We start from the raw sequence: 25957 nt of genomic DNA, 5'->3' as shown, positions 1-25957 counted from the left end.
GGACACAACATGTCTGTAATCAAGATGACTGACCTGGATCTTGCAGGTAAACGTGTATTTATCCGTGCTGACCTAAACGTGCCAGTAAAAGACGGAAAAGTAACTTCTGATGCACGTATCATCGCATCTCTTCCAACTATTAAGCACTGCCTAGAAGCAGGCGCTAAAGTAATGGTTACTTCTCACCTAGGTCGCCCAACTGAAGGTGAATACGCTGAAGAGTTCTCTCTACAACCTGTTGTTAACTACCTAAACGACGCACTAGATTGCGAAGTTAAGCTAGCAAAAGACTACCTAGATGGCCTAGAGCTAAACGCTGGTGAACTTGTTGTTCTAGAAAACGTTCGCTTCAATAAAGGCGAAAAGAAAAACGAAGAAGAGCTATCTAAGAAGTACGCAGCACTATGTGACGTATTCGTAATGGATGCATTCGGTACGGCTCACCGTGCTCAAGCGTCAACTCACGGCGTTGGTATGCATGCTCCTGTAGCTTGTGCTGGTCCTCTACTAGCAAACGAACTAGATGCACTAGGCAAAGCAATGGACAACCCAGCTCGTCCAATGGTTGCTATCGTAGGTGGTTCAAAAGTTTCTACTAAACTGACTGTTCTTGAGTCTCTATCTAAAATCGCTGACCAACTTGTTGTTGGTGGCGGTATCGCAAACACATTCATCGCAGCTGCGGGCCACAACGTTGGTAAGTCTCTATACGAAGCAGACCTAGTAGACACAGCTAAGAAGCTAATGGATGAGTGTGCAATTCCAGTAGCAACTGACGTTGCATGTGCGAAAGCATTCGATGAAAACGCAGAAGCTGAAATCAAAGACGTTTCTGAAGTTCAAGACGACGACATGATCTTCGACCTTGGCCCTGACTCAACAGCGGCACTAGCTGAGATTCTTAAAAACGCGAAAACTATCCTTTGGAATGGTCCAGTAGGTGTATTCGAGTTCAAAAACTTCGAAGCTGGTACTAAAGGTATCTCTGAAGCTATCGCAACTTCTGAAGGCTTCTCTGTTGCAGGTGGTGGTGACACGCTAGCAGCTATCGACAAGTTCGGTATCAAAGCTGACGTATCTTACATCTCTACTGGTGGCGGCGCTTTCCTTGAGTTTGTAGAAGGTAAAGTTCTTCCTGCAGTAGAAATGCTAGAAGCACGCGCTAAGTAATTAAAGCAAAGCGGGGGAGTTATTCTCCCGCTTTGTTGTTTGCTGCAACGTGAGAGGAACTCTGCTAGAATAGCCTCTGTTGTGAGCAAACGTTTGCAAGATTTTCAACTTAACAAGTTTTGTTTAAAAACGACAGATAAATAGGATTGAATCCATGTCTAAGATCTTCGACTTCGTAAAACCAGGTGTTATCTCTGGCGATGACGTTCAGAAAGTTTTTGAAGTAGCGAAAGAAAACAACTTCGCACTTCCAGCTGTAAACGTTGTAGGTACTGACTCTGTAAACGCAGTACTAGAAGCAGCAGCAAAAGTTAAAGCTCCAGTTGTTGTTCAGTTCTCTAACGGCGGCGCAGCTTTCTTCGCTGGTAAAGGCGTGAAACTTGAAGGTCAAGGTGCTCAAATCCTTGGTGCTGTAGCTGGTGCTAAATACGTTCACGCTGTAGCTGAAGCTTACGGTGTTCCAGTAATTCTACACACTGACCACGCTGCTAAGAAACTTCTACCTTGGATCGACGGTCTACTAGATGCTGGTGAAGAGCACTTCGCTCAAACTGGTAAGCCTCTATTCTCTTCTCACATGATCGACCTTTCTGAAGAGTCTCTAGAAGAGAACATCGAAATCTGTGCTAAATACCTAGAGCGTATGGCTAAGATGAACATGACTCTAGAGATCGAACTAGGTTGTACTGGTGGTGAAGAAGACGGCGTAGATAACTCTGACATGGACGCATCTGAGCTTTACACTTCTCCAGAAGACGTTGCTTACGCATACGAGAAACTAAGTGCAGTTAGCCACCGTTTCACTATCGCAGCATCTTTCGGTAACGTACACGGCGTTTACAAGCCAGGTAACGTTGTTCTTACTCCAACTATCCTACGTGATTCTCAAGCGTACGTTTCTGAGAAGTTCGGCCTACCAGCTAACTCTCTAAACTTCGTATTCCACGGTGGTTCTGGTTCTTCTCAAGCAGAAATCCAAGAGTCTATCGGTTACGGTGTTATCAAAATGAACATCGATACAGATACACAGTGGGCAACTTGGGATGGTATCCGTAAGTACGAAGCTGAAAACCACGATTACCTACAAGGTCAAATCGGTAACCCAACTGGCGAAGACGCGCCAAACAAGAAGTACTACGATCCACGCGTATGGCTACGTGCTGGTCAAGCTTCAATGGTTACTCGTCTTGAGCAAGCATTTGCTGACCTTAACGCAGTTGACGTACTATAATTCGATTGAATTAAAGTTGTTAAAAACCCGCTCATTGAGCGGGTTTTTTTATGTCTTCAGCCTGCTGTCTGTCTTATTACGCCCCTCTTTAAACCCTACGATCGTTATTGAATAATTTACTAGCAGCATTGGTTGTGTATGATTGGTATACAACAGGTTGCTTTTTGTATACTGCATGTTTGGATTTAGGTAATAAAAGTAGCGAAATGGGTTAGCATTGCGTAACCTGTAACAGGCAGATATAGGAAAACTCTGATAACGTCTTGTTTTGCTTCTCTTTGCGAAATTCTGACTTTGCAAAACGTCAAAGTTGATATATCGTGCCAAAATTCTGACACTGTTCAGTTTTATAATAGTGATATTGTTACAGATAAGAACCTATAAAAAATAAGGTTCATAAATAAGCGGCAATTGGTTTTATATCTTGATTTGAGGATAAGCATTATGGCAGGTGAATCGGTGGGTATCGATAACACATTAACAGATGGGCTGACTAAAGCTGAGACTTGGCTTTCAAACAACTCAGACCTTCTTGTTCAATATGGTGTAAACATTATTTCAGCACTGATTATTCTATTTATCGGTAATATTATCGTTAAAGCAGTCGCTGGAAGTGTAGCTAAAGTACTTGAAAAGAAAAACATGGATAAGGCTGTCGTTGAATTTATTCACGGTCTTGTTCGTTACTTACTATTCGTTATCGTTCTTATCGCTGCTCTTGGTCGTGTAGGTGTTCAAACTGCCTCTGTAGTTGCGGTAATCGGTGCGGCTGGTCTTGCTGTTGGTCTTGCTCTGCAAGGTTCACTATCAAACTTTGCGGCAGGCGTGCTTATCGTTGCATTCCGTCCATTTAAGTCTGGCGATTATGTAGAAATCGGTGGTGTAGCGGGTAGTGTTGAAGCAATTCAAATTTTCCAAACGATTCTAAAAACGCCTGATAACAAAATGGTTGTAGTTCCTAACTCTTCAGTTATTGGCGGTGCAATCACTAACTACTCTCGTCACGCGACTCGCCGTGTTGATTTGGTTATTGGTGTTTCTTATAAAGCGGATTTGAAACTAACTAAGAAAGTTATCCGTGAAACACTAGAAAAAGATCCACGCATCCTTAAAGATCCAGATATGACAATCGGTGTACTGGCTCTAGCAGATTCTTCAGTTAACTTTGTTGTTCGCCCTTGGGTTAAAACGGCAGATTACTGGGGCGTTTACTTTGACTCAATGCAAGGCATCAAAGAAGCTTTGGATGCAAATGGCATCGAGATTCCATTCCCACAAATGGATATTCACCTGAACAAAGTAGAAGCGTAATCAAAGCGAATTTCTATTTAGAGAGCGAGGCAAATTTGCCTCGCTTTTTTTATGCATATTTTTTATGCATAGTAGAGAAGGTTATCTACATTAAGTTTCTGCATAACGAGAGTTATCACCAGTATTTGGCTAGCAACTCGCTCGCTAGAACATAGGCGATAGCAAACATCATCAATGCCACACCAATATCTATGCCTTTTTTCACTTTAGGCTTAGACAGAGTCGGCCCCAGTTTTGCCGCGCCCAGAGATAGGGTAAAGAACCACACAAACGAAGCCATCATGGTGCCCAGTGCAAATGCGATGCGATCATGTCCCTCAAACTGGCCACCAATAGAACCAAGAATCACGACAGTGTCTAAGTACAAATGTGGATTCAGTACCGTAACTGCAAGTGCGCCTAAAATCACGGTGCGACGACCACGAGCTATTACTTCCCCTTTGGTTTCCGATTCACTTTCTGGCTTGAATGCACTTCTCATTGATAGATAACCATAGACACTTAGGAACGCAATACCACCGAGCGTTACTGCGGTCAGAAGCATTTCATTTTGTGATAAAACCGCGCCACCACCGAATATACCTAGGGAAATAAACAGCATATCCAAAATGCTACAGATGGTGGCCGTGGTGAGATGGTGGTTGCGTTTGATGCCTTGATTCAAGACATACGCATTTTGCGCGCCAATCGGAATGATCATCGATGCCCCTAATCCAAACCCTTGCAATACAACCCAAAAACTCACAGTTCACCTCAAAAAATAGCAATTAAATTCACGAAGATGAGCAAGATAAAGGCTTTGATAAAATAAGTATAATTAATGATTTTAATATATTATTAGTAAAACTTATCAGGATGGATGAAGAGGGAAACTTTCATGAGAGGGCTGGATTATAAGTGGATAGAAGCGCTTGATGCCGTCGTCTATCAAGGAAGCTTTGAGCGAGCCGCTGAGAGCCTTTACGTCTCTCAATCTGCTATTTCTCAGAGAATTAAACAGTTAGAAAAATTTCTTGCTCAACCAGTGCTGATTCGTGAGCAGCCACCTAAGCCGACGCCAATAGGCAAGAAGCTGCTCGGGTTGTATCGTCGGGTTCGCATGCTGGAACATGAAATCTTACCCGAACTAAAAAATGACACCACTACACGCCCGGTTCAGTTGTCGTTGGCGACGAATGCGGACAGCTTGGCTACGTGGCTGTTACCTGCATTGCAAGATGTGATGAAAACTCGTCAAGTTGAGTTAAAACTCGCTATTTATGGTGAATCGCGCTCTATTGAAAAGCTAAGAAGTGGGGAAGTTGCAGGAGCCATCAGTCTGGAATCTCAGGCCATTCCTGGCTGTAGAGCGGACTATTTAGGACGTATCGATTATGTCTGTGTTGCAAGCCCAGAATTCTATCAACGTTATTTTTCTGAGGGCGTAAACAATAAAACACTCTCTAAAGCACCAGCCGTATCGTACGATCAATATGATGATCTACATAAAGCCTTTCTTACTAAGCATTTTAATGTGCGCCCCGATAGCGTGATTCATCACAATATCAGCAGCTCTGAAGCGTTTCTGAAAATGGCGATGGCGGGTGTTGCGTATTGCCTGATTCCCCGTTTACAGATCTCGAATGAATTGGAGCAAGGTTCGCTCATTGATATTACTCCGGGATTCCTGATGACCTATCGAATTTACTGGCATCACTGGCAATTGGAAACCGGCGTATTACAAGAAATTTCGCAGGCAATCGTCGGTTATGCTCAACGTCATTTACCGCAGTAGAATGCAATAACAATGACGTTAACGCGTACCTCTTGCATTGATTTGGTTAAAAATTACACCAAAGTTACACAGTCAAAGTTGTGTTAGAAGTGGGCGAGGGTGGTTGGATAATCGTCGAAAGTTCCTATTATCAAGCATTATATGCTCAAAGCTTTCTAAGTTTTTGGGTATTCCCCCGGACGGCTTCAGTGGTTTTCGCTGCTGTATTTTTGCTCTGGGACATGTCTTTTATATATGGATGGATCTGTCGAATGAAACTGTATTCGTGTTTGCTGGCTACTTTGCTCAGCCTTACCAGTGTTTCAGCCCTAGCTACTACACCTGAATTTGCACACGTAACGACAACAGGTTATGGCGAGGTAATTGCTACGCCAGATATGGCGACTTTTTCTGTTAAAGTGGTGGATACGACGATGACTGCCGAGCAAGCGAAGCTGTCGGTGGATACGACTGTCGATGAGTTTTTGCAAAAACTGTCAGATGCAGGATTATCTAAAGACAGTATTACCAGTTCGAATCTGTACCTGGCTCCTCAATACCATTATCCAAAATCGGGTAAGGCTGAGCTGGTAGGTTATCGCGCCTCTCGCAGTATTAACGTTACGGTTAAGGATTTAGCCAACCTTAATCAGTACCTTGATATGGCAATACAAGCGGGTATTAACCAGGTTGATAATATTCAGCTTAAGGTGAGTAATCAGGCTGAGTATCAACAGAAAGCTCGCTTGGCTGCGATCAAAGATGCCAGAGAAAGTGCTGCCTCTTTAGCTTCTGGCTTTGATAAGACTCTGGGGGATATCTGGCGGGTAAACTATAACAACACTTACCCAACGCCAGTTTTAATGCGCTCTATGGCGATGGAAGGCAAGCAGAATGCCAATAGTTATCAGGACTCTACAATGGTGATCCGAGATCAGGTAGAGGTTATCTACAAGCTGAAATAAGGCGCACCCTATTTTCAGATATAAAAAAGGCAGGGAAATTCCCTGCCTTTGTTGTTTCTGTGCTTCTTAGTGAAGAATACGAGAACGAATCGTGCCTTCGATACTTTTCAGCTTGATAAGTGCTTCTTCTGAACGTTCAGTTTCCACATCGATAACCACGTAGCCGATTTCAGCTGCAGTTTGCAGGTACTGTGCGGCGATGTTGATGCCTTCTTCAGCAAAGATAGTGTTTATCTGAGTCAGGATACCTGGGCGGTTTTTGTGGATGTGTAGCAAGCGAGAAACTTCGCCACCGTGCTCAGGCAGAGATACTTCAGGGAAGTTTACACTTGAAAGCGTTGAACCGTTGTCAGAGTATTTCGCTAGTTTGCCAGCCACTTCTACACCGATGTTTTCTTGCGCTTCTTGCGTAGAACCACCGACGTGTGGAGTCAGAATAACATTGTCGAACTTCTGTAGTGGAGATTCGAACGGGTCTGCGTTTGTTTTTGGTTCAACAGGGAATACATCAATAGCGGCACCAGCCAGATGACCTGCTTCTAACGTGCTGCAAAGAGCTGGAATATCAACAACGGTACCACGAGCAGCGTTGATAAAGATTGCGCCTGGTTTCATGCGAGCAAACTCTTCTTCACCCATCATGTTCTTCGTTTCAGGTGTTTCTGGAACATGCAGTGAGATAACATCACATTTATTCAGTAGTTCGCTCATGGTATGAACTTGCGTGGCATTACCAAGAGACAACTTGTTTTCGATGTCGTAGTAGTAAACGCGCATACCAAGGTTTTCAGCGATAATACCCAGCTGAGTACCGATGTGACCGTAACCGATAATACCAAGACGCTTACCACGAGCTTCGTAAGAGTTATCTGCGCTCTTCTTCCAAATGCCGCGATGTGCAAGCGCGTTCTTTTCAGGAATGCCTCGTAGAAGCAATAGAATTTGACCAAGAACCAGCTCGGCTACGCTTCGAGTGTTTGAGAAAGGTGCGTTAAACACAGGAACACCACGTTTTGCAGCCGCGTCGAGATCGACTTGGTTAGTACCGATACAAAAACAGCCAATAGCAACCAATTTGTTTGCCGCATTGATCACTTCTTCCGATAGATTAGTGCGGGAGCGAATGCCGATGAAGTGAACATCTTTAACCGCTTCAATCAGTTCCTCTTCAGGAAGTGAACCTTTGTGGTATTCAATGTTGGTGTAACCAGCAGCTTGAAGAACTTCAACTGAAGAAGGGTGAAGTCCCTCAAGTAAGAGGATCTTAATCTTGTCTTTTTCCAGCGAAACTTTGGCCATTTTTTCTCGTCCTTAAAATGGAAAGGTGGGCTAATATGGCGCACATTGGGCAAAACCATTAAAAAGGGGATAATTAATAGTTTTGTAGGAGGACAAACGTTTCCTTGTGCGTCTTCTGTTCAATAAAGTAACAAAAAAAAATAGCTTTGGGTAAGAAAATTACGGAATAAGGAATAATTTTATTTGGTGAAAGAATGAAAAACGGTGCTTTGCAGCACCGTATGTAATGAAATAACCGAAAAATGAACCTGATAGGTGAATTATCTAGGTTTTTTACTCTTCGATTTTTGCACCTTGAGGCGTGCCTGTGATAACCACATCCGCACCACGATGAGCAAACAGACCATTAGTGACAACGCCCGCGATGCTGTTGATCTTATCTTCCATTTCTTTCGGGTTAGTGATCTGCATGTTGTGTACATCCAGAATCACGTTGCCGTTATCTGTCACTACGCCTTCGCGGTAAGCAGGGTCACCACCAAGTTTAACCAATTCACGTGCCACGTATGAGCGAGCCATTGGGATAACTTCTACAGGTAATGGGAACTGACCTAGAACATCTACTGCTTTTGTATCGTCCACAATGCACACGAACTTTTCTGAGATTGCTGCGACGATTTTTTCACGTGTTAACGCGGCACCACCACCTTTGATCATGTCACGCGTTGGGTTGATTTCATCCGCGCCATCAACATAAACATCTAGCTTAATTACGTCGTTACACTCAAATACTTCAATACCAAGCTCTTTTAGGCGCTCAGTCGAAGCTACAGAGCTAGAGACTGCACCTTTGATATCGTCTTTGATAGTCCCTAGTGCATCGATGAAGTGATTCACGGTAGAGCCAGTGCCTACACCGACAATGCTGCCTTTCTCAACATATTTTAATGCTGCCCAACCAGCCGCTTTTTTCATTTCATCTTGAGTCATGCCAATCTCCTGAATAGATGTTCGTTAACATTTGCGGCGTGATTATAGCGGGTAAGTGTTAGTTTTCCCATTGCCAGATTCGGCTTGGAGTCACGATCTTAGGCAGTGGAATGTCCCAGCTTTCAATTGGCAGGCGTTCAACATGCTGGCAGTCATGAGCGATACCTACAGGTGTGGCGCCTTCACCACTGGCAAACCAATGTGAAAGAGTGCGATCGTAATATCCACCGCCCATACCTAGACGATGGCCAATACTGTCGAAACCTACCAAAGGCGTGCAGATAAGATCGAGCTGACGAACAGGTATAAGGTGGCGAATATCGAGCTTTGGCTCAAGAATGCCATATTTGTTGTAGATGAGTTGATCATCACTCAGGTACTGAAGAAACAGTAACTGACCTTTTGAAAAAGGATGGATGACTGGTAGATATATTGATTTCCCTTGTTGCCATAGCCACTCGATAAGGGGCTTGGTATCCAGTTCACCATCCGCAGAAAGATAAATAGCAATGTGCTGAGAATTCTGGATTTCAGGAAGTTGGGAAAATTGACTGACTAGGTCGAGCGCCGCTTGAAACTGTGTGTCACTGCATAGAGCGTTACGTTTTTCACGGATCAATTTACGAAAGTCTTGTCGAGAAAGTTCTGACATAGAGGAATACCCCAGGGTGCCGTTGAGGATTGTGGCCCTTGAACCAGCTGGTTCAAGGCGGATCAGCACTGATAACCGTAGGCTTCTCGGTACATGCCAAGCTTGCTCAATAGTTACCAAATACTAACCCTTAGGTATTGCTTATCGGCTCAGGGACTTACATCCTGCTGACGCACACCCCAGGGTAAATTTTGTATTTACTGCTGTCCTTGCGTAACTTTACTTAATGCGCTCTCTAGAGACGCAGTGAGCTGTTCCATTCGCTCAGTAATTTCTTGCTGTTGCCCGCTCGATTCGTATGACTTGGTCTGTAATTCATAACAAATGTTCAACGCGGCAAAAGTCAGCAGCTGAATTTCATTGGTTACCTTAGTACGTTCGCTCATCTCTTTCAATCGTCGATCGAGATCTTTTGCTGCTGCAACGAGAGACTCTTCTTGGCCCGCAGGACAATTCACTCGAGTTACTTTGCCTAGTATTTGAACGTCGATCGCTTGATTGCTCATGATGAATAAACTCTATATTCGCGCTATCTAAGGTGTTGCTCTATGCAACTACCGAGGAGGAAACTATAGGAAAACCGCTATTAAGATTCAAGCATTTCCCATCACAGAAAGAGAAATGATGACGTGATCACACAGGAATTCGGCAAATTGAGCAAATGGTGTTCAAAATGAATTTGATAGTCGTTTCGGACGACTAGGCTTGATGGTAGGATATATCGAAACAAATTTATGCAAGAATGAGCCAAGCTATGAGTGAAATCACCCTTCCTGAATACCAATCTATTGCTGCTGAGTTAAAATCTGCAAGTCTGGCGGTTACCCCGGCAGAGTTACACGGGTTGCTTGTCGGCATGCTAAGTGGTGGATTGGCGATTAACGATCAAACCTGGCAACCAATCCTGTTTGATTACACTAACGACGGCATGGGCTGGCCTGCTACATCGTTAGCGTTCGCACAGAGCGTATTCAAAGTTTCTGTCAGTGAGCTTACCGGCTCTTCAATGGAGCTGTCGTTGTTACTGCCAGATGAAGCTGGTGAAGAAGGTTTGTTTGCTTTAGCCGACGGTTTGTCTGATTTTGTTAACCACTTTATCTCTGGCTTAGGTTTGGCTGGCATTGCGATTGGCAAAGCTTCTGACGATGTAAAGGAAGCGTTGGCCGATTTAGAAGAAATTGCCAAGTTGGGTATTGATGAAGACGACGATCTTGGCGAGCAAGCGCAGCTGCTTGAGCAAGTGATCGAACATGTTAAAGCGTGTGTTCTGACTATCCATGCCGAGTTTGGTGCACGACCTAATAGCAGTGACAGCAAACCAACGATCCACTAATTACAGATTGTTCAGAGGTAAGTAAGCATGAGGCAATATGATGTAGTCATTGCTGGTGGTGCTATGGCTGGTGCGACGTTGGCACTGGCGATCGAACACTTATCCAAGGCGGCTCTGCGCATTGCTGTCGTCGAGCCTTTTAAAGCTCAGTCGGATTCCCACCCCGGGTTTGACTCGCGCTCTATCGCCTTATCGTACGGAACCGTTAATCTACTGCGCCACTTACAGCTTTGGTCAGTCATCGAGCCTTTTGCTACGCCAATTGAACATATCCATGTTTCTGACCGTTCTCATGCAGGGATGACCGATATCACCAAGCAAGAGGTTGAGGTTGAAGCGCTGGGATATGTGGTTGAGCTTGCTGATGTCGGGCGTGTTTACCAAGAGCTACTTACAAACAGTGCCTCGATAGATTTTTTCTGTCCCGACTCCGTCACCTATATTGAGCGAGAGCAAGATCATACTCAGGTCGAATTGAGCAGCGGAGAAAAGTTAGAAGCTAAACTGTTAGTTGCGGCTGATGGTGCCGTTTCACAGTGCTGCCAGCAAGTCGGATTAGAGTTGTCTGAACATGACTTTGAGCAAGTGGCTGTAATTGCTAACATCGTAACTCAGGAGCCGCATCAAGGGCGTGCGTTTGAACGTTTTACTGAAAACGGACCCGTCGCTTTGCTGCCGATGAGTGACAATCGTATGTCGCTGGTGTGGTGTTTGCACCCGGATGAAGCTGAATCCGTTTTGGCACTCTCTGAGAGTGAATTTCTTGCACGCTTACAGCAGGATTTTGGCTGGCGTTTAGGTGCCCTTAAGAAAGTAGGGCTACGTGCAAGTTACCCGCTATTGCTGCGCCATCGTAAGCAGAATATTTCACACCGTTTTGCAATTGTGGGTAATGCCGCTCAAACACTGCACCCGATCGCCGGGCAAGGCTTCAATCTGGGTATTCGTGATGTGGTGTCTCTGGCTGAAGAAGTTATTAAGCAGAGTGAAGATGTTGGGCGTTATCAAGGCTTGATGCGTTTTAGCCAGCGTCGTGAAGCCGATCGTAGCGAAACCATCTGGTTAACGAGCTCGCTCGTGCATGTTTTTTCAAATGATTTACCCGCGATGCGAATCGGGCGCAATGCCGCTTTAGCCGCGATGGATAACCTTTCTATTTTTAAGCAGCCACTTCTACGCCACACTCTTGGCTTAGTAAAACGATGATCGGTTGCAACGAATTAGCTAAAAACTAGGTAAGTAAAAGCAATGATGCAAAGTGTAGATATCGCCATCATCGGCGGAGGAATGGTTGGGTTGGCGCTTGCCGCCGCATTCAAAGACAGTGATCTGCGAATCGCTGTCATTGAAGGTAGCGTACCTGACGATAAACTGAATGAACTGCCCGATGTGCGCGTGTCTGCATTGAGTCGCTCTAGTGAAACCATATTACGTAAGCTGGGAGCCTGGCAGGGCATTGAACAGCGCAGAGCGTCGCCATACTATGGCATGGAAGTTTGGGAACAGGACAGCTTTGCCAAAATAGAGTTTGATGCCCAAAGCATGGCGCAGCCTGATCTGGGCCATATTGTTGAAAACAGAGTGATTCAACTGGCACTGTTGGAGCAAGTTGAGAAGCAAGACAACGTGACGCTGTTTATGCCTGCCCGTTGCGCTACATTAGCGGTTGGTGAGCAAGAAAGCTGGCTAACACTGGATAATGGACAAGCGATGACGGCCAAACTAGTGGTTGGTGCGGATGGTGCAAACTCTTGGCTGCGTCGTCAGATGGACATTCCGCTTACTCATTGGGATTACGGCCATAGCGCGTTGGTCGCAAATGTAAAAACTGCCGAACCGCATAACCATATCGCGCGTCAGATTTTTACTCCACATGGCCCATTGGCACTATTACCAATGTCTCAACCTAATATGTGCTCCATTGTTTGGTCGACAGAGCCAGACAGAGCTGAGCATTTACTTGCTATGGATGAACATGAATTCAATAAAGCGTTAACCAGTGAGTTCGATGCACGTCTTGGCTTGTGTGAGGTGGTAGGCGCACGCGCCGCATTTCCGCTTAAAATGCGTTATGCACGAGACTTTGTCGTCGAACGAGTAGCATTAGTGGGTGACGCTGCGCATACCATTCATCCACTTGCTGGCCAAGGTGTGAACTTGGGGCTTCTGGATGCAGCAAGTTTGGCTCAGGAAGTTCTGGCTTTATGGAATCAAGGGCAGGATATTGGTAGTAAGCGTAACCTTCGCAGTTACGAGCGCTGGCGTAAGGCGGAATCGGCTAAAATGATTGCTGCTATGCAAGGTTTCCGTGACTTGTTCTCTGGTGAGAATCCGGCTAAGAAGCTGATACGTGGTATTGGTTTGAGCCTGGCTGGGCAATTACCTGGGGCGAAAGATGAGATCATGAAACGAGCGCTCGGCTTGAAAGGTGATCTGCCAGAGTTAGCACGTCAATAGATGTTTATCTGAGAACAAAAAAAGGCTGAATCATTCAGCCTTTTAATCAGTGAGTGTTAGCTAAGCATATGCGCATCGGAGTTTCATTATTTCTTTGTTGATCTCTTTTACTGCTCTGAAGTGACGTTGCTCCGCTTTCTCAGGCAGCATTAGTTTTCCGTTATCAAACTCGAATTTACCGACCCCGTAAATATAAATTCTTCCCTTAAAAAGACGACTTATATGTTTAGCAATCATACCTGGTGTATAGCGCTTAAACAGTCTCATATTTACTTTCCTTTTTTCTTACCTAGCTCAGGTTATTCTACGTTTTTCACGCGAAATTATTGTGATAGCAATACTACTAAGTGCAGGTGAGATGTAACAACTTAGAGATTTGTGCTGTCTTCGGCAAATTGACGGCTTTATGTCTCAAATTGCGTGAGGATTACCCCAAAATTCACCTAATAAGAAACGTTATTCGTTCTTTATTCTTTTGTACGTGGTGCATTAAGCAATAGTTTTGTTACAGGATTAAGAATAGAAGGAAATTGAATGTTTGCTAAATGTTTCTTTTTTAACGCTCATTCCATTTTCTCTTGTTTACTTATTCTTAGAGTAAGAAGGCTGAGAAAAAGTTCATACAAAAAAAAGCCCGCTTTAGCGGGCGAATAGTCACAGATGCATTACACAAAAGTGGATTGCTGACTTAACAAAGACTGTTATCGAAATCAGCGGATTCACTTTATGTCGGCTAAGTCCTGTTGAAAACTCAACCAACACAAGCATCATATACGAGTTTTCTCTTAGTGACTATTTATGTTTTAAAAATGATTAAAAATTCTCAAGCAATTTACGCGTGATGTGATCTGTGTCACGTATTGGGGGCTGGTCTTGTAATCGATTACGCTCGTGGTCTAAATCAACGACAAATATCCGCGACGACAGGCTGACATAGCTTGACTAGGTCATCGATTGATAAAGCGATGCCTGCCATTCGATCACCACTGCTGATCGTGACTTCCCCTTCGTTTAAGAGGCTTGGGTCAAAAACGATTGGCATATGACGTTTAAGTAACAGCGGAGTCACGGTGCCAATTTTGTATCCGGTAATGCGTTCAACATCCGCTTGGTCGACACAAGTCATGCGTCGGCATTGAAGGAGTGAGCGAACCTTTTTAGGGTCAATACTTCGGTCACCTGGAGCACAGGCAAGTGCATAAAGATTCCCCATATCTCTCAGCAGGATAGCTTTAACCATTTGAGAAGGGCGAATGCCACGCTGCTGCGCGGCATCTTCAATGGTGGTAGAAGGTCTTTGATGCGGTAGCAAGCGAAACGTGATGTTTTGCTCTGCCAAAAACTGCATTAAAGGGGTTTCAATGAGTTTACTCATCATCAAGGCTGTAAGGCAGTTCGGCGATGGTCCATTCACATTCTGGCTGAGAGACTAAACGCAAACGCGTGTCGTCATCTAAGTTATTGGGTAAGACGATCAAGCCAATTGCTTGGTTATCGGCAAACTGGTAATGAGTCAGCAGAGCGCCTACTGAGCGCCAGTTCTCACCAACACTACGTTCTAGATGGACGGGTTCATCATTGAGGTTTGTCGCTGTTGCGCCTTTCACGATGTACATCGCACGTTTATTCGTACCGCGGTATTTGGCACGTGCTACGGTTTCTTGCCCAGTGTAACAACCTTTAGTGAAGCTGATACCACCAAGTGCTTGCAGGTTGAGTGCTTGTGGAATGTGCTCGTTTTGCGCCGCTGCTGGTACAAATGGTAGTGCCGCTTCAATCTCAAAACGGTTCCAAAGTTCATGTGTCGTCAGTGTAGCGTCACTGTTTTCAATCATCGATTGAGCTGCATCGCTGGTCAATAGCAGAAGCCAGCGGTTGTCTGCCACTTTGACGGCAGTGCCGCCGCTAATCGCACGTACATCACCAGACTCTTCGCTGATGCCATCGATAAACGAATTGGCTTGAGAGCCAGCGACGCCAAGAATAATGTCGTTGGATTCTTCGATCGTAACTTTGGAAAATACAGCGTATTTCTTAATTTCTTTTAATTCGATTTCAAGGGCTGACTTCGGTTGGATCAGTCCGTAGCCATCTTGGTGATGGAATAAACGGAAAACACTCCACACTTTGCCTTTTGCATCACAATGTGCCCCAAGTGTTGATTGGTCTTTCTCAAGAGAGACAACATCGCAGGTGACCTGGCCTTGTAAGTATGATTTTTTGTCATCACCCACCATGGTGATCACGCCTAAGTTATCCAACAGTGAGATAGAGAGCTCAGGTAAAGTATCTTGAGTTGATAGGGGTAGAGCTGAAAAGCGAGTTTGCCATTCCATGATTACAATGCCTTTTGAAGATGTTTTTCAGCTATGTTAATTCGAGAATCGTTATTTGTCAGCTTTCATTATAAGCAAGTACTCTCAAGGGGTTTGGTTCGCGTATTGTGACCCGTACACTAGTTGCGTAGCATATCCCTTGTTACACTCCGCACTTATAACAAGACATCTATGAAGGAATAATGAATGTACACTCCTGAAGAAAAGGCGCGTATTAAATGGGCTTGCCGCAGAGGTATGCTTGAGCTGGATGTGGTGATTATGCCGTTCTTTGAAGAGTGCTTTGATGCGCTGAGTGAGCAGGAACAGCATGACTTTGTTTCTTTGCTTGAGTGTGATGACCCTGATCTGTTTACCTGGATTATGGGACACGGACGTAGTGAGAACCTGAGCCACGCTTCAATGGTTGATAAAATTGTCGCCCACAACCTCAGTAAAGTTCGTTGATCTCACACTTTCCTCCTCAAATACTGCCCGAGTTATTAGCTTTGTTCTTCTTTTCTCTATGACTTGGGCGGTCACCCTTTCCGATACCCCAATTGTATTATCTATTTATCTGTTATTAATGATCGCGAAGCTGCACTTTGACCAACTTTTGGTGGCGCCTGCCAGCCAAGGTATCTGGTCTTTTCATTGTAACGGTACGGTAAGAACTGAATCAAAGCAGACTCAGATTAAGCGGATCGATTTGTCGACTCTGCCTTTTAAGATCGCTATTACGCTGCAATCTGGAGATAGTGTGACAGTATGGCGTGATAGCTGCGCCGATACACAATACCGTCAGTTAAGTCTGGTATTGCGTCAGTGGGAAATGAAACAGGGAGCTGATGCTCCCTGTTGATATGTTGGATTAAGCACTGTCACCAATATTATTTATCAGACAGTTGCTTCGCCGGAGTTAGAATCGTCGGTCCACTGTTTTCCAATTGGTTTGGGTAATCCAGTGTGTAGTGCAGGCCGCGACTTTCTTTGCGTTGCATCGCACAACGTACCATCAGTTCAGCGACTTGAAGTAGGTTTCGCAGCTCAAGCAAGTTATTGGATACGCGGAAATTACTGTAGTACTCGTGCGTTTCTTGCTGAAGCATCTGAATGCGTCGTAGCGCACGTTCCAAACGCTTATCCGTACGAACAATGCCCATGTAGTCCCACATAAACAGACGCAATTCGTGCCAGTTATGCTGGATAATGACTTCTTCATCACTGTTAGTTACCTGGCTTTCGTCCCAGCAAGGCACTTGAGGAGCCAGTTCAACTTCAGAGCGGTGTTTCAGAATGTCTTTTGCCGCAGACCATGCGTAAACCACACACTCTAACAGCGAGTTAGACGCCATGCGGTTTGCACCGTGAAGGCCGGTGTAGCTCACTTCACCGATCGCATATAAGTTTTTAAGATCGGTACTGCCGTTTCTGTCTACGATGACACCACCACAGGTGTAGTGGGCTGCCGGAACAATAGGAATCGGCTCTTTGGTCATATCAATACCCAGATCCATCAAGCGAGAGTAGATGGTCGGGAAGTGCTTGGTAATGAAATCCGCTGGCTTATGGCTAATATCTAGATACATGCAATCAGCACCCAGACGCTTCATTTCAAAGTCGATCGCACGAGCAACAACATCACGCGGGGCTAATTCTTTACGTTCATCAAAATCCGGCATGAAACGAGAGCCATCAGGGCGGCGTAAGTAGGCGCCTTCACCACGCAGAGCTTCTGTAAGCAGGAAGTTACGCGCTTCAGGGTGGTACAAACAAGTTGGGTGGAATTGGTTGAACTCCAAGTTTGCTACGCGGCAGCCAGCACGCCACGCAATGGCAATACCATCACCAGATGAAACGTCTGGGTTGGATGTATATTGGTACACTTTTGAAGAGCCACCTGTCGCAAGAACCACAAATTTTGCACGTACGGTTTCTACATGCTCTTCGTTACGGTTCCAGATATAAGCGCCGATGACTTTATTTTTGTCACCACCAATTTTATCTTCCGTGATCAGGTCAAGCGCATTGTGTCGTTCAAGAACATGAATGTTTGGATGATTGTGTGCGTTATCTTGCAGGGAAGTTTGCATCGCCATACCCGTTGCATCCGCAGCGTGCAGAATACGGCGACAACTGTGTCCGCCTTCTCGGGTTAAGTGGTAACGAGGTTCTTCGTCGGAGTCGTCTTCTTCACGATCGAATGGAACACCGCCATCAATGAGCCACTGTACACATTCTTTTGAATGCTCAGCGATAAATCTCACGGTCTCTTCATCACAGATACCATCGCCTGCGATTTGGGTGTCTTCAACGTGTGATTCAATCGTATCAGACTCATCAAACACGGCGGCGATACCACCCTGAGCGTAATAGGTCGCCCCTTCGCTACGTGGCCCTTTACTAAGAACCATTACTTTACAGTGATTTGCGACACGCAAAGCCAACGACAAACCTGCGGCTCCACTCCCTACCACTAACACATCACATTCATGTTCACGATTTGTGTTCATATAACTTTCATAATCCCAAGCTAAGACAACAACGTTATCTTGTATATTATTTGCACACCATGTGCACTTCCATTAGCGTGACATCCGTCACTAAGGGCTAAGTTGGGAGTTTCATCTAAATTACAGTTACTCTGGTGACTTGAGCCACTCTTCTTTTTAAGTATGCCCAGGTCGGAGACCTTAAATTACATACGAATATTTTTTGAGCTTTATTTAACAACGCGTTATTCAGACAGCCAACAGCCATGCAAATGATAAGTAATAGTTTATCAATATCATTGCTTTTCCATGCTCTACCCAGCACAATTTGGACAGAGGGCGATTATTATACCCATTTCCCCCTAATTTGCTCGCCTGACAAACTTAGATTTAAGTTTAAGAAGAGTAGGGATTTGGCGCATGACATCACACTGTGAAAAAACAATGATAAAAATATGGGAAGTCCCGGAACTTTCTCATTCACATTGCAGTCACAATAGTGCTCAAGTAAGCAGTGGTGTCAATACTACGTTTTGCAGAAATAGTACCCATATCTGAGAAGAGTAGGGGCATAACAAATAGGAGTATCCGCTCGAATGAACGAGCAGCTGACCGATCAAGTATTGATTGAGCGAGTTCAGAATGGCGATAAGCAAGCATTCAACCTGCTGGTAACGAAGTATCAGAACAAGGTATGTAATCTTATCTCCAGATACGTAAGTAATCCTGGCGATGTTCCAGATGTAGCACAAGAAGCGTTTATCAAGGCTTACCGAGCTATCCCCAGTTTTCGAGGGGAAAGTGCGTTTTATACGTGGCTGTATCGCATTGCAGTGAATACTGCGAAAAATCACATTGTGGCCCAAGGGCGAAGACCCCCAGCGACAGATGTTGATGCTGAAGATGCTGAATTTTACGAAACAGGTAGTGCACTTAAAGAAATTTCGAACCCTGAGAACTTAACGTTGTCCAAAGAACTGCAACGGGTAGTGTTCAGTGCAATCGAAGCCTTACCTGAAGATTTAAAAACAGCAATGACGTTGCGAGAGCTTGACGGCTTGAGCTATGAGGAAATTGCTGAAGTAATGGATTGCCCGGTAGGAACGGTACGCTCACGTATCTTCCGTGCTCGTGAAGCGGTGGAAAAGAAAATCAAACCTCTTTTACAACGCTAGTACAAGTAATAACTATGGTGAAAACAATGGCTGACAAAGAAAAACTTTCAGCTCTCATGGATGGAGAATTGATCGATAAGGCTTTAATTCAAGAATTAGGGCAAGATCAAGAGAGCCGTAAAGCTTGGCAGAATTATCACCTGATTGGTGATGTGATGCGAGGCGAAGCGCCAGCAAAACCAGAGTGGAATATTGCTGAAAGCGTGGCGTTAGCGTTAGAAGATGAACCAGTGCATCGTGCTGTCGATTCACATAGTGCCAACGTGATATCAATTACGGATGCACCTAAAGAGTCGCAACCAGAACCGCAAAAAGCCAAACGTCAGCTACCAAGTTGGTTGACTCAATTTGGACAAGTTGCCGTTGCTGCGTGTGTATCGCTAGTCGTCATCTTAGGTGTACAGCAGTACGGTGGAAGTGATTCTACGGTGCCTCAAGCTGAACAGTTGCCTGTATTGCAAACCGTTCCATTCGCGGGTAGCGCAGAACCTGTGAGTTTAACTCGTGAATCCGTAGAGCGTTCTATGGGTGAAGCAAATATGCAGGAGCAACGTAAACGTGTTCATGCTATGCTGCGAGACTACGAATTACAGTTAAGAATTAACAGTGATGCATCTCAGCAAGATGCGACTCTGACTCCGGATGTTGAATGAATAAATTCCTGATCAGCGCTTGCGCTCTGTTCAGTATGATGTCTTCACAAGCCTTTGCTGGTGATAAACCAGCGGAGGCTTTATTGCATCAAATGAGCGAGGCAAGTAAGAATTTAAGCTACGAGCTCTCTTATATCCTCATCAAAAAGAACAGTATTGAACCTTTACTGTACCGCCACGCGACTCACGGTGAAGAGCAATACGCCCACCTTATTTATCTCAGCGGTCCTGTGCGTGAAGTCATTCTCCGTGGTAGTGAAGTCAGCTACATCGAAACAGGTGCAGAGCCTTTCACGATAGAATCTGGGAAAATGGTTGCACCGACCATCCCAATGCTAAATACCAACATTGATGAACTGAATCGCTATTATGACTATGTTCAGGTTGGTCGAGCTCGTGAAGCCGGTGTTGCTACTCAGGTGTTGCGTATCGTACCGAAAGATGGCTTACGCTATTCATACATCCTTTGGGTTGATGAAAAGAGCAAGCTTCCACTGCGAGCTGATCTTGTTGATCGCGATGGCGAAGTACTAGAGCAATACCGTACGATTTCATACACAGTGAATACTAAAATTGCTGAGCTCATGAGTGGTTTAGAAGATGTTCAGTTACCTGCTGTTCTTACCATGCCTAAAGGTGAGGTAAGCACCAGCGACTGGGTTGTCGGTTGGATACCAGATGGTTTTGAGGCTAATGAGCTCAATCGCTACCGCATGGCGGTCAGTGATCAAATGGTAGAAAGCCAAATGTATTCCGATGGGTTATTTAATTTCTCGGTTTATGTAGCGAGTAAAGATGAGCACTCATTGAAAGGTCAGCTTGTACGCCAAGGTCGCAGAACGCTGCACAGCTACGTAAATGGCGATTATGAAATCTCCGTCGTAGGCGATATTCCTCCTGCAACCGCGCAACGTATAGCTCAATCTGTTACATTTAAAGTAACCAATAATCAGTAAACATGAGTAACGTGCGATGATGACTGCGCTAGCGACTGTGACAGGGGTTGAGCGTCACGGTAAGCGATATGAAATTGACCTGAGCTGCGAGCAGCAAACCAGTTGCAGCAGCTGCTCGTCTCAAAAAAGTTGTGGCACTGGTGTGGTCACGAAAGCCATTGGTAACAAAAGCCTTTCCTGGCATTTGCGCACAGAAAAAGCCGTGCAAGTCGGACAAGTCGTCGAAATTGGTTTCCCTGAATCCAGTTTAATTAAATCGGCGATGGCGGTGTACCTGCTGCCACTGTTTGGTCTGATACTCGGTGCACTTTTCGGCCATCTACTGTTTGCTCCCCTCATCGCAGGTGGTGAAGGAGTAATTATTCTCTCTTCAGCACTATTTGCTGCTGGTGGCGTTTGGTTAGCGAAGCGTGTATCCAAGCCACTTGAAGATGAATCGCAGCGCCAAGTTACGTTAGTTCGAGTGCTTGGAGAGCCAATCCAGTAAGCTCTGACCCCGTCCCCTTTCAGTCACTTGGGTTTATGTACTTTAAATTACGTGCGCCCGCTAACGAAATTCGGTAGAATCTGCCAACTTGATTGAAATGCCATCAGATGATGGCTTTCTTACTGTCCCTATTTTGTAAAGAGTTAGTCAGCCTAAATCTATGAAGCACATTCGTAACTTTTCGATTATCGCCCACATCGACCATGGTAAGTCGACCCTATCAGACCGTTTAATCCAAGTTTGTGGAGGATTGAGCGATCGTGAAATGGCCGCACAGGTTCTGGATTCTATGGATCTTGAACGTGAGCGTGGTATCACCATTAAATCTCAGAGTGTGACGCTAAACTACACCGCTAAAGACGGTGAAACATACCAGCTAAACTTCATCGATACTCCGGGACACGTAGACTTTGCATACGAAGTATCACGCTCTCTAGCCGCTTGTGAAGGTGCGCTATTGGTGGTTGATGCTGGCCAGGGTGTAGAAGCGCAAACGCTAGCGAACTGTTACACCGCGATCGAAATGGATCTGGAAGTTGTGCCAATCCTAAACAAGATCGATCTTCCAGCAGCAGATCCAGAACGTGTAGCAGAAGAAATTGAAGAAATCGTTGGTATCGATGCGATGGAAGCAACCCGCTGTTCTGCGAAAACAGGCTTGGGTGTTGAAGACGTACTAGAAAACATCGTATCAGCGATTCCAGCACCAGAAGGTGATCCAGACGCACCGCTACAAGCGCTGATCATCGACTCATGGTTTGATAACTACCTTGGCGTAGTATCTTTAGTGCGAATCAAAAATGGTTCACTGAAGAAGAACGACAAGATCAAAGTAATGAGCACAGGTCAAACTTGGGGTGTAGACCGTTTGGGTATCTTCACACCTAAGCAAGTGGACACTGAGGTTCTAAATACTGGCGAAGTAGGCTGGGTTGTTTGTGGTATTAAAGACATCCTAGGCGCACCAGTAGGTGATACGCTGACACTGGCGAAAAACGGCAGTGACAAACCACTACCAGGCTTTAAGAAAGTAAAACCTCAGGTATACGCTGGCTTGTTCCCTGTATCATCGGATGATTACGAAAACTTCCGTGATGCATTAGGCAAACTCAGCCTGAATGATGCGTCACTGTTCTACGAGCCAGAAAACTCTGCAGCTCTGGGCTTTGGTTTCCGTTGTGGTTTCCTTGGCATGCTGCACATGGAAATTATCCAAGAACGTTTAGAGCGTGAATACGATCTAGACCTAATTACAACTGCGCCTACGGTAGTCTACGAAGTAGAGAAAACCGATGGTGATTTGCTGTATGTCGATAGCCCAGCGAAACTGCCTGCGGTAAACGACATCGAAGAAATCCGCGAGCCAATCGCACGTTGTAATATCCTGGTGCCGTCTGAATACCTAGGTAACGTTATCACTCTGTGTGTTGAAAAACGTGGTGCTCAGGTGGATATGGTTTATCACGGTAACCAAGTAGCCGTGACTTACGATATTCCAATGGCAGAAGTGGTTCTCGACTTCTTCGACCGTCTGAAATCGACTTCTCGCGGTTATGCTTCTCTGGATTACAACTTCCAGCGCTTTGAAGCGTCGAACATGGTTCGCGTAGACGTACTTCTGAACGGTGACACGGTTGACGCTCTAGCGATGATCACACACAAAGATCAGTCTCAGACTCGTGGTCGTCAGTTGGTTGAGAAGATGAAAGAGTTCATCCCTCGTCAGATGTTTGATATCGCGATTCAGGCTGCGATCGGTAACCACATCATCGCGCGTTCGACGGTTAAACAGCTACGTAAGAACGTTATCGCGAAATGTTACGGTGGTGACGTGAGCCGTAAGAAGAAACTTCTGAAGAAACAGAAAGAAGGTAAGAAGCGTATGAAGCAGATCGGTAACGTCGAACTGCCTCAAGAAGCGTTCCTGGCGATTCTTCACGTAGGCAAAGACTAGAATTGAACTTTGTTCCATTCTTGTTGGTCATAAGACGTTAGAACTTAAATTAAGTGAAAGAGTTAGCGCTCTTTCACTTTCGCATTTTTAGATAAGGGAATTTAATGGCGAATACATTCTCACTGATTCTGGTTATCGTGACCTTGGTAACTGGTGTAGTTTGGCTTTTGGAAAAACTGGTGTTTGCAAAGAAACGTCAGGCAAAAGTCGCAGAGATCGAAGCGCAAACAGCTAACGGCTTAGATGCAGTCACCCTGCAAAAAGTAGAACGCCAGCCTTGGTGGGTTGAAAACAGCGTCTCTATTTTCCCTGTGATCGCGTTTGTACTCGTATTACGTTCTTTTATCTATGAACCGTTTCAAATCCCGTCTGGCTCAATGATGCCTACTTTGCTGGTTGGGGATTTCATCCTGGTAGAAAAATATGCCTACGGTCTGAAAGATCCCGTATGGCGTACTGAGCTGGTAGAAACAGGCAAGCCAGAACGTGGCGATATCGTCGTGTTTAAATATCCTCCTCACCCTAGCATTGATTACATCAAGCGTGTGGTTGGTCTACCAGGGGATATCGTGCGTTACTCAAACGACAAGCAGATTTGTATTCAAAGCAAAGGTGAATCGAGCTGTAAGCCAGTTAAACTGAGTAATGTCGAAGAGAGTCAATTTAGCTCAAATGGTATCCCGATGATCCAGTTGGATGAAAAACTGGGTAACGTTGAGCACAATATTTTGGTTAACCCAATTGTTCGCAATCATGTGGAGCAGTACTTCCCACGTAGCGGAACAACAGAATGGGTTGTACCACAAGGTCAGTACTTTGTGATGGGTGATAACCGTGACAACAGTGCAGACAGCCGTTATTGGGGCTTTGTTCCTGAAGCAAACCTAGTCGGCAAAGCTGTCGCCATTTGGATCAGCTTCGAGTTTGAGCGTGGCGCAGATAGCGTTCTACCTTCATGGATTCCAACGGGTGTGCGTTTTAACCGCATCGGTGGTATTCACTAACTTCTCGTCATATTTGAAGTCGCAGCGTTGTTGACTGCATAAATCCCCCCTAGTTACATAGTACATCTATGCTCATAGGGCTGAATTTATTTGTCGCCTAGCTGCAACTTCAACTATATAGAGAAATAAACATTAATGTCGAGAGAGTATGAATTCTCCAATTGATAAACTAGAGCGTAAGCTCGGCTACCAGTTTAAAGATGCCGAGCTTATCAACTTGGCGCTGACTCACCGCAGCGCCAACAGTAAGCATAACGAACGTCTTGAGTTTCTGGGCGATTCAATTTTAAGTTTTGTCATCGCTGATGATCTGTACCATCGTTTCCCGAAAGTGAACGAAGGTGACATGAGCCGTATGCGTGCTACTTTGGTTCGCGGACACACATTGGCGGAACTGGGTCGTGAATTCGATCTAGGAGATTATTTAAAATTAGGTCCAGGTGAATTGAAGAGTGGTGGCTTTCGCCGTGACTCTATTCTAGCCGATGCGGTGGAAGCCATTATTGGTGCAATTTACCTAGATAGTGATATTGAAGCAGTGCGTGGCATTGTACTGAGCTGGTACAAGTCTCGCCTGGAAGCCATTAAGCCTGGTGTATCACAAAAAGACCCAAAAACTCGCCTCCAAGAGTTCCTGCAAGGCAGAAGAAAACCACTGCCTGTTTACACAGTGACTAATATTAAAGGTGAAGCGCACAACCAAGAATTTACGGTTGAGTGTGAAGTCGCAGGTGTGGATAAACCTGTAATCGGTAAAGGCACCAGCCGCCGCAAGGCAGAACAGGCGGCAGCGGAAACAGCACTTGAGCAATTAACTAATGGCTGATAACGAATTCGATATCGATGCATACTTTGCATCACATGGTGAAACGAGTTCACCAGAAAACCAGCACTGCGGCTTTATCGCCATTGTTGGTCGTCCAAATGTAGGTAAATCGACCCTTTTAAACAAAATCTTGGGTCAGAAGATTTCGATTACCTCTCGCAAGCCGCAAACCACACGCCACCGTATTATGGGTGTGGACACTGACGGTGACTATCAGGCGATTTACGTCGATACACCTGGACTTCATATTGAAGAAAAGCGTGCGATCAACCGTTTGATGAACCGCGCGGCAAACTCTTCGTTGAGTGATGTGAACTTGGTGTTCTTCTTAGTCGATGGTACCCATTGGACTAAAGACGACGAGATGGTACTGACGAAGTTGCAGAAATCGAACTTCCCTGTTGTGCTGTGTGTAAACAAAGTCGACAACGTACAAGATCGTAATGAAGTGATGATGCACATGGCGGACATGTCTAAGAAAATGGACTTTGTCGACGTTGTGCCAATCTCAGCGAAGCAAGGCAAGAACATCGATGTACTGCGTAAACATGTACGCGACCACTTACCAGTAGCGACGCATCACTTCCCAGAAGAGTACGTGACAGACCGTTCACAGCGCTTTATGGCATCTGAAATTGTTCGTGAGAAACTGATGCGTTTCACGGGTGAGGAGCTTCCTTACTCAGTGACGGTGGAAATTGAACGTTTTGACTACAACCCGGAAACCGATGGCTTCCATATCAATGCACTGATTCTGGTTGAACGTAGCGGCCAGAAGAAAATGGTGATCGGGAAAGGTGGCGAGAAGATCAAAACCATCGGCCGTGAAGCTCGCCTGGATATGGAAGAGTTGTTTGGTCGTAAGGTTTATCTCGAAACTTGGGTTAAAGTGAAATCTGGTTGGGCTGACGACGAACGTGCGCTGCGCTCACTGGGTTACATCGACGATCTATAAACTTGAAGCGAAGCCACTTCGCTCCAACATCGATTAGAA

27 protein-coding genes and 1 other RNA gene are annotated in these 25957 nt (G+C 45.2%); 18 read left to right on the top strand and 10 right to left on the bottom strand.

Annotated elements, in window-relative coordinates; all coding sequences use genetic code 11:
* The first annotated feature begins 9 nt into the window (after positions 1–9).
* From DBX26_RS12750 to mscS, 3 genes are all read left to right on the top strand, one after another.
* A complete protein-coding gene (locus DBX26_RS12750; protein ID WP_014233019.1) occupies positions 10–1170 on the top strand; it encodes a phosphoglycerate kinase in 1161 nt (386 codons plus the stop codon).
* A 154-nt stretch (positions 1171–1324) separates the two neighbouring features.
* Complete coding sequence (gene fbaA, locus DBX26_RS12745; protein ID WP_014233018.1) at positions 1325–2401, top strand: class II fructose-bisphosphate aldolase; 1077 nt, start codon at positions 1325–1327, stop codon at positions 2399–2401.
* A 444-nt stretch (positions 2402–2845) separates the two neighbouring features.
* Positions 2846–3712: a small-conductance mechanosensitive channel MscS gene (gene mscS / locus DBX26_RS12740; RefSeq protein ID WP_014233017.1), complete on the top strand. Its 867-nt coding sequence runs from the start codon at positions 2846–2848 to the stop codon at positions 3710–3712.
* Between the two features lie 115 nt (positions 3713–3827).
* Here mscS and DBX26_RS12735 read toward each other — a convergent pair whose 3' ends face one another.
* The gene (locus tag DBX26_RS12735; protein ID WP_118119389.1) at positions 3828–4457 is read right to left on the bottom strand and encodes a LysE/ArgO family amino acid transporter; all 630 of its coding nucleotides are present in this window, start codon (positions 4455–4457) and stop codon (positions 3828–3830) included.
* 132 nt (positions 4458–4589) lie between these two features.
* Between DBX26_RS12735 and DBX26_RS12730 the strand changes: the two genes are divergently transcribed.
* Complete coding sequence (locus DBX26_RS12730) at positions 4590–5486, top strand: LysR family transcriptional regulator ArgP (protein ID WP_020333988.1); 897 nt, start codon at positions 4590–4592, stop codon at positions 5484–5486.
* A gap of 251 nt (positions 5487–5737) precedes the next feature.
* Positions 5738–6430: an oxidative stress defense protein gene (locus DBX26_RS12725; protein WP_014233014.1), complete on the top strand. Its 693-nt coding sequence runs from the start codon at positions 5738–5740 to the stop codon at positions 6428–6430.
* Positions 6431–6496: 66 nt separating this feature from the next.
* On the opposite strand, the gene serA is transcribed toward DBX26_RS12725, so the two are convergent.
* From serA to DBX26_RS12700, 5 genes are all read right to left on the bottom strand, one after another.
* The gene (serA, locus tag DBX26_RS12720; protein WP_014233013.1) at positions 6497–7729 is read right to left on the bottom strand and encodes a phosphoglycerate dehydrogenase; all 1233 of its coding nucleotides are present in this window, start codon (positions 7727–7729) and stop codon (positions 6497–6499) included.
* 273 nt (positions 7730–8002) lie between these two features.
* Complete coding sequence (rpiA, locus tag DBX26_RS12715) at positions 8003–8659, bottom strand: ribose-5-phosphate isomerase RpiA (RefSeq protein WP_118119387.1); 657 nt, start codon at positions 8657–8659, stop codon at positions 8003–8005.
* A gap of 58 nt (positions 8660–8717) precedes the next feature.
* Positions 8718–9311: a 5-formyltetrahydrofolate cyclo-ligase gene (locus tag DBX26_RS12710; RefSeq protein ID WP_162889701.1), complete on the bottom strand. Its 594-nt coding sequence runs from the start codon at positions 9309–9311 to the stop codon at positions 8718–8720.
* Between the two features lie 4 nt (positions 9312–9315).
* Positions 9316–9500, bottom strand: a non-coding RNA gene (gene ssrS, locus DBX26_RS12705) — 6S RNA.
* Between the two features lie 8 nt (positions 9501–9508).
* Complete coding sequence (locus tag DBX26_RS12700; protein ID WP_014233010.1) at positions 9509–9817, bottom strand: cell division protein ZapA; 309 nt, start codon at positions 9815–9817, stop codon at positions 9509–9511.
* Positions 9818–10065: 248 nt separating this feature from the next.
* Here DBX26_RS12700 and DBX26_RS12695 point away from each other — a divergent pair, with 248 nt between their 5' ends.
* From DBX26_RS12695 to DBX26_RS12685, 3 genes are read left to right on the top strand one after another with little or no spacing between them, the layout of a single operon-like run.
* Positions 10066–10644 carry a YecA family protein gene (locus tag DBX26_RS12695; protein ID WP_118119385.1) on the top strand — a complete coding sequence of 193 codons (579 nt, stop codon included), beginning with the start codon at positions 10066–10068 and terminating at the stop codon, positions 10642–10644.
* A 27-nt stretch (positions 10645–10671) separates the two neighbouring features.
* Entirely contained in the window at positions 10672–11850 is a 1179-nt protein-coding gene (gene ubiH, locus DBX26_RS12690) for a 2-octaprenyl-6-methoxyphenyl hydroxylase (protein WP_118119383.1), read from the top strand.
* Positions 11851–11892: 42 nt separating this feature from the next.
* A complete protein-coding gene (locus DBX26_RS12685) occupies positions 11893–13101 on the top strand; it encodes an FAD-dependent 2-octaprenylphenol hydroxylase (RefSeq protein ID WP_118119381.1) in 1209 nt (402 codons plus the stop codon).
* 60 nt (positions 13102–13161) lie between these two features.
* Here the strand turns inward: DBX26_RS12685 and DBX26_RS12680 are convergent, their stop codons facing one another.
* The 3 genes from DBX26_RS12680 to ygfZ form a co-directional block, all read right to left on the bottom strand.
* The gene (locus DBX26_RS12680; protein WP_014233006.1) at positions 13162–13368 is read right to left on the bottom strand and encodes a DUF1107 domain-containing protein; all 207 of its coding nucleotides are present in this window, start codon (positions 13366–13368) and stop codon (positions 13162–13164) included.
* Between the two features lie 634 nt (positions 13369–14002).
* Positions 14003–14476 carry an aminoacyl-tRNA deacylase gene (locus DBX26_RS12675; protein ID WP_162889728.1) on the bottom strand — a complete coding sequence of 158 codons (474 nt, stop codon included), beginning with the start codon at positions 14474–14476 and terminating at the stop codon, positions 14003–14005.
* Entirely contained in the window at positions 14469–15437 is a 969-nt protein-coding gene (gene ygfZ / locus DBX26_RS12670) for a tRNA-modifying protein YgfZ (protein WP_118119377.1), read from the bottom strand. The genes DBX26_RS12675 and ygfZ overlap by 8 nt, the downstream gene beginning before the upstream one ends.
* A 186-nt stretch (positions 15438–15623) precedes the next feature.
* Here ygfZ and DBX26_RS12665 point away from each other — a divergent pair, with 186 nt between their 5' ends.
* Both DBX26_RS12665 and DBX26_RS12660 read left to right on the top strand, forming a co-directional pair.
* Complete coding sequence (locus tag DBX26_RS12665) at positions 15624–15884, top strand: succinate dehydrogenase assembly factor 2 (protein WP_014233003.1); 261 nt, start codon at positions 15624–15626, stop codon at positions 15882–15884.
* Entirely contained in the window at positions 15853–16278 is a 426-nt protein-coding gene (locus DBX26_RS12660; protein ID WP_254063482.1) for a protein YgfX, read from the top strand. The genes DBX26_RS12665 and DBX26_RS12660 overlap by 32 nt, the downstream gene beginning before the upstream one ends.
* 28 nt (positions 16279–16306) lie before the next feature.
* Here DBX26_RS12660 and nadB read toward each other — a convergent pair whose 3' ends face one another.
* Positions 16307–17929, bottom strand: coding sequence for an L-aspartate oxidase (nadB, locus tag DBX26_RS12655; protein WP_014233002.1), 1623 nt, complete (start codon positions 17927–17929; stop codon positions 16307–16309).
* A 575-nt stretch (positions 17930–18504) separates the two neighbouring features.
* Between nadB and rpoE the strand changes: the two genes are divergently transcribed.
* The 8 genes from rpoE to era all read left to right on the top strand — a co-directional run bounded on the left by rpoE (position 18505) and on the right by era (position 25918).
* Positions 18505–19083 (top strand): RNA polymerase sigma factor RpoE, encoded by a 579-nt coding sequence (rpoE, locus tag DBX26_RS12650; protein WP_014233001.1) that lies wholly within the window; start codon positions 18505–18507, stop codon positions 19081–19083.
* Between the two features lie 26 nt (positions 19084–19109).
* Positions 19110–19736 carry a sigma-E factor negative regulatory protein gene (locus tag DBX26_RS12645; RefSeq protein WP_014233000.1) on the top strand — a complete coding sequence of 209 codons (627 nt, stop codon included), beginning with the start codon at positions 19110–19112 and terminating at the stop codon, positions 19734–19736.
* A complete protein-coding gene (gene rseB / locus DBX26_RS12640) occupies positions 19733–20692 on the top strand; it encodes a sigma-E factor regulatory protein RseB (protein WP_014232999.1) in 960 nt (319 codons plus the stop codon). Before DBX26_RS12645 ends, rseB begins: the two co-directional genes overlap by 4 nt.
* Positions 20693–20708: 16 nt before the next feature.
* Positions 20709–21179, top strand: a complete 471-nt coding sequence (locus tag DBX26_RS12635) for a SoxR reducing system RseC family protein (protein WP_014232998.1) — start codon at positions 20709–20711, stop codon at positions 21177–21179.
* A 160-nt stretch (positions 21180–21339) separates the two neighbouring features.
* A complete protein-coding gene (lepA, locus tag DBX26_RS12630) occupies positions 21340–23133 on the top strand; it encodes a translation elongation factor 4 (RefSeq protein WP_020333977.1) in 1794 nt (597 codons plus the stop codon).
* 104 nt (positions 23134–23237) lie between these two features.
* Positions 23238–24137, top strand: coding sequence for a signal peptidase I (gene lepB / locus DBX26_RS12625; protein ID WP_014232996.1), 900 nt, complete (start codon positions 23238–23240; stop codon positions 24135–24137).
* A 148-nt stretch (positions 24138–24285) separates the two neighbouring features.
* Positions 24286–24963 (top strand): ribonuclease III, encoded by a 678-nt coding sequence (gene rnc, locus DBX26_RS12620; protein WP_014232995.1) that lies wholly within the window; start codon positions 24286–24288, stop codon positions 24961–24963.
* Positions 24956–25918: a GTPase Era gene (gene era, locus DBX26_RS12615; RefSeq protein ID WP_014232994.1), complete on the top strand. Its 963-nt coding sequence runs from the start codon at positions 24956–24958 to the stop codon at positions 25916–25918. Before rnc ends, era begins: the two co-directional genes overlap by 8 nt.
* Positions 25919–25957: the final 39 nt, after the last annotated feature.

The organism is Vibrio sp. dhg (assembly GCF_003443775.1).
In the GTDB taxonomy this organism is placed as follows: Bacteria; Pseudomonadota; Gammaproteobacteria; order Enterobacterales; family Vibrionaceae; genus Vibrio; species Vibrio natriegens.
Note: the sequence above shows the minus strand (reverse complement) of the source record. Positions and strands in the feature narration are given on the sequence as shown.

Coding starts and splice junctions, on each gene's coding strand:
- lepB (WP_014232996.1), top strand. CDS start 23,238: ATGGCGAATACATTCTCACTGATTCTGGTTATCGTGACCTTGGTAACT.
- serA (WP_014233013.1), bottom strand. CDS start 7,729: ATGGCCAAAGTTTCGCTGGAAAAAGACAAGATTAAGATCCTCTTACTT.
- ubiH (WP_118119383.1), top strand. CDS start 10,672: ATGAGGCAATATGATGTAGTCATTGCTGGTGGTGCTATGGCTGGTGCG.
- nadB (WP_014233002.1), bottom strand. CDS start 17,929: ATGAACACAAATCGTGAACATGAATGTGATGTGTTAGTGGTAGGGAGT.
- era (WP_014232994.1), top strand. CDS start 24,956: ATGGCTGATAACGAATTCGATATCGATGCATACTTTGCATCACATGGT.
- rpoE (WP_014233001.1), top strand. CDS start 18,505: ATGAACGAGCAGCTGACCGATCAAGTATTGATTGAGCGAGTTCAGAAT.
- mscS (WP_014233017.1), top strand. CDS start 2,846: ATGGCAGGTGAATCGGTGGGTATCGATAACACATTAACAGATGGGCTG.
- lepA (WP_020333977.1), top strand. CDS start 21,340: ATGAAGCACATTCGTAACTTTTCGATTATCGCCCACATCGACCATGGT.
- DBX26_RS12710 (WP_162889701.1), bottom strand. CDS start 9,311: ATGTCAGAACTTTCTCGACAAGACTTTCGTAAATTGATCCGTGAAAAA.
- DBX26_RS12725 (WP_014233014.1), top strand. CDS start 5,738: ATGAAACTGTATTCGTGTTTGCTGGCTACTTTGCTCAGCCTTACCAGT.
- DBX26_RS12730 (WP_020333988.1), top strand. CDS start 4,590: ATGAGAGGGCTGGATTATAAGTGGATAGAAGCGCTTGATGCCGTCGTC.
- fbaA (WP_014233018.1), top strand. CDS start 1,325: ATGTCTAAGATCTTCGACTTCGTAAAACCAGGTGTTATCTCTGGCGAT.
- rseB (WP_014232999.1), top strand. CDS start 19,733: ATGAATAAATTCCTGATCAGCGCTTGCGCTCTGTTCAGTATGATGTCT.
- DBX26_RS12680 (WP_014233006.1), bottom strand. CDS start 13,368: ATGAGACTGTTTAAGCGCTATACACCAGGTATGATTGCTAAACATATA.
- DBX26_RS12750 (WP_014233019.1), top strand. CDS start 10: ATGTCTGTAATCAAGATGACTGACCTGGATCTTGCAGGTAAACGTGTA.
- DBX26_RS12675 (WP_162889728.1), bottom strand. CDS start 14,476: ATGAGTAAACTCATTGAAACCCCTTTAATGCAGTTTTTGGCAGAGCAA.
- DBX26_RS12695 (WP_118119385.1), top strand. CDS start 10,066: ATGAGTGAAATCACCCTTCCTGAATACCAATCTATTGCTGCTGAGTTA.
- rpiA (WP_118119387.1), bottom strand. CDS start 8,659: ATGACTCAAGATGAAATGAAAAAAGCGGCTGGTTGGGCAGCATTAAAA.
- DBX26_RS12665 (WP_014233003.1), top strand. CDS start 15,624: ATGTACACTCCTGAAGAAAAGGCGCGTATTAAATGGGCTTGCCGCAGA.
- ygfZ (WP_118119377.1), bottom strand. CDS start 15,437: ATGGAATGGCAAACTCGCTTTTCAGCTCTACCCCTATCAACTCAAGAT.
- DBX26_RS12635 (WP_014232998.1), top strand. CDS start 20,709: ATGATGACTGCGCTAGCGACTGTGACAGGGGTTGAGCGTCACGGTAAG.
- rnc (WP_014232995.1), top strand. CDS start 24,286: ATGAATTCTCCAATTGATAAACTAGAGCGTAAGCTCGGCTACCAGTTT.
- DBX26_RS12685 (WP_118119381.1), top strand. CDS start 11,893: ATGATGCAAAGTGTAGATATCGCCATCATCGGCGGAGGAATGGTTGGG.
- DBX26_RS12645 (WP_014233000.1), top strand. CDS start 19,110: ATGGCTGACAAAGAAAAACTTTCAGCTCTCATGGATGGAGAATTGATC.
- DBX26_RS12700 (WP_014233010.1), bottom strand. CDS start 9,817: ATGAGCAATCAAGCGATCGACGTTCAAATACTAGGCAAAGTAACTCGA.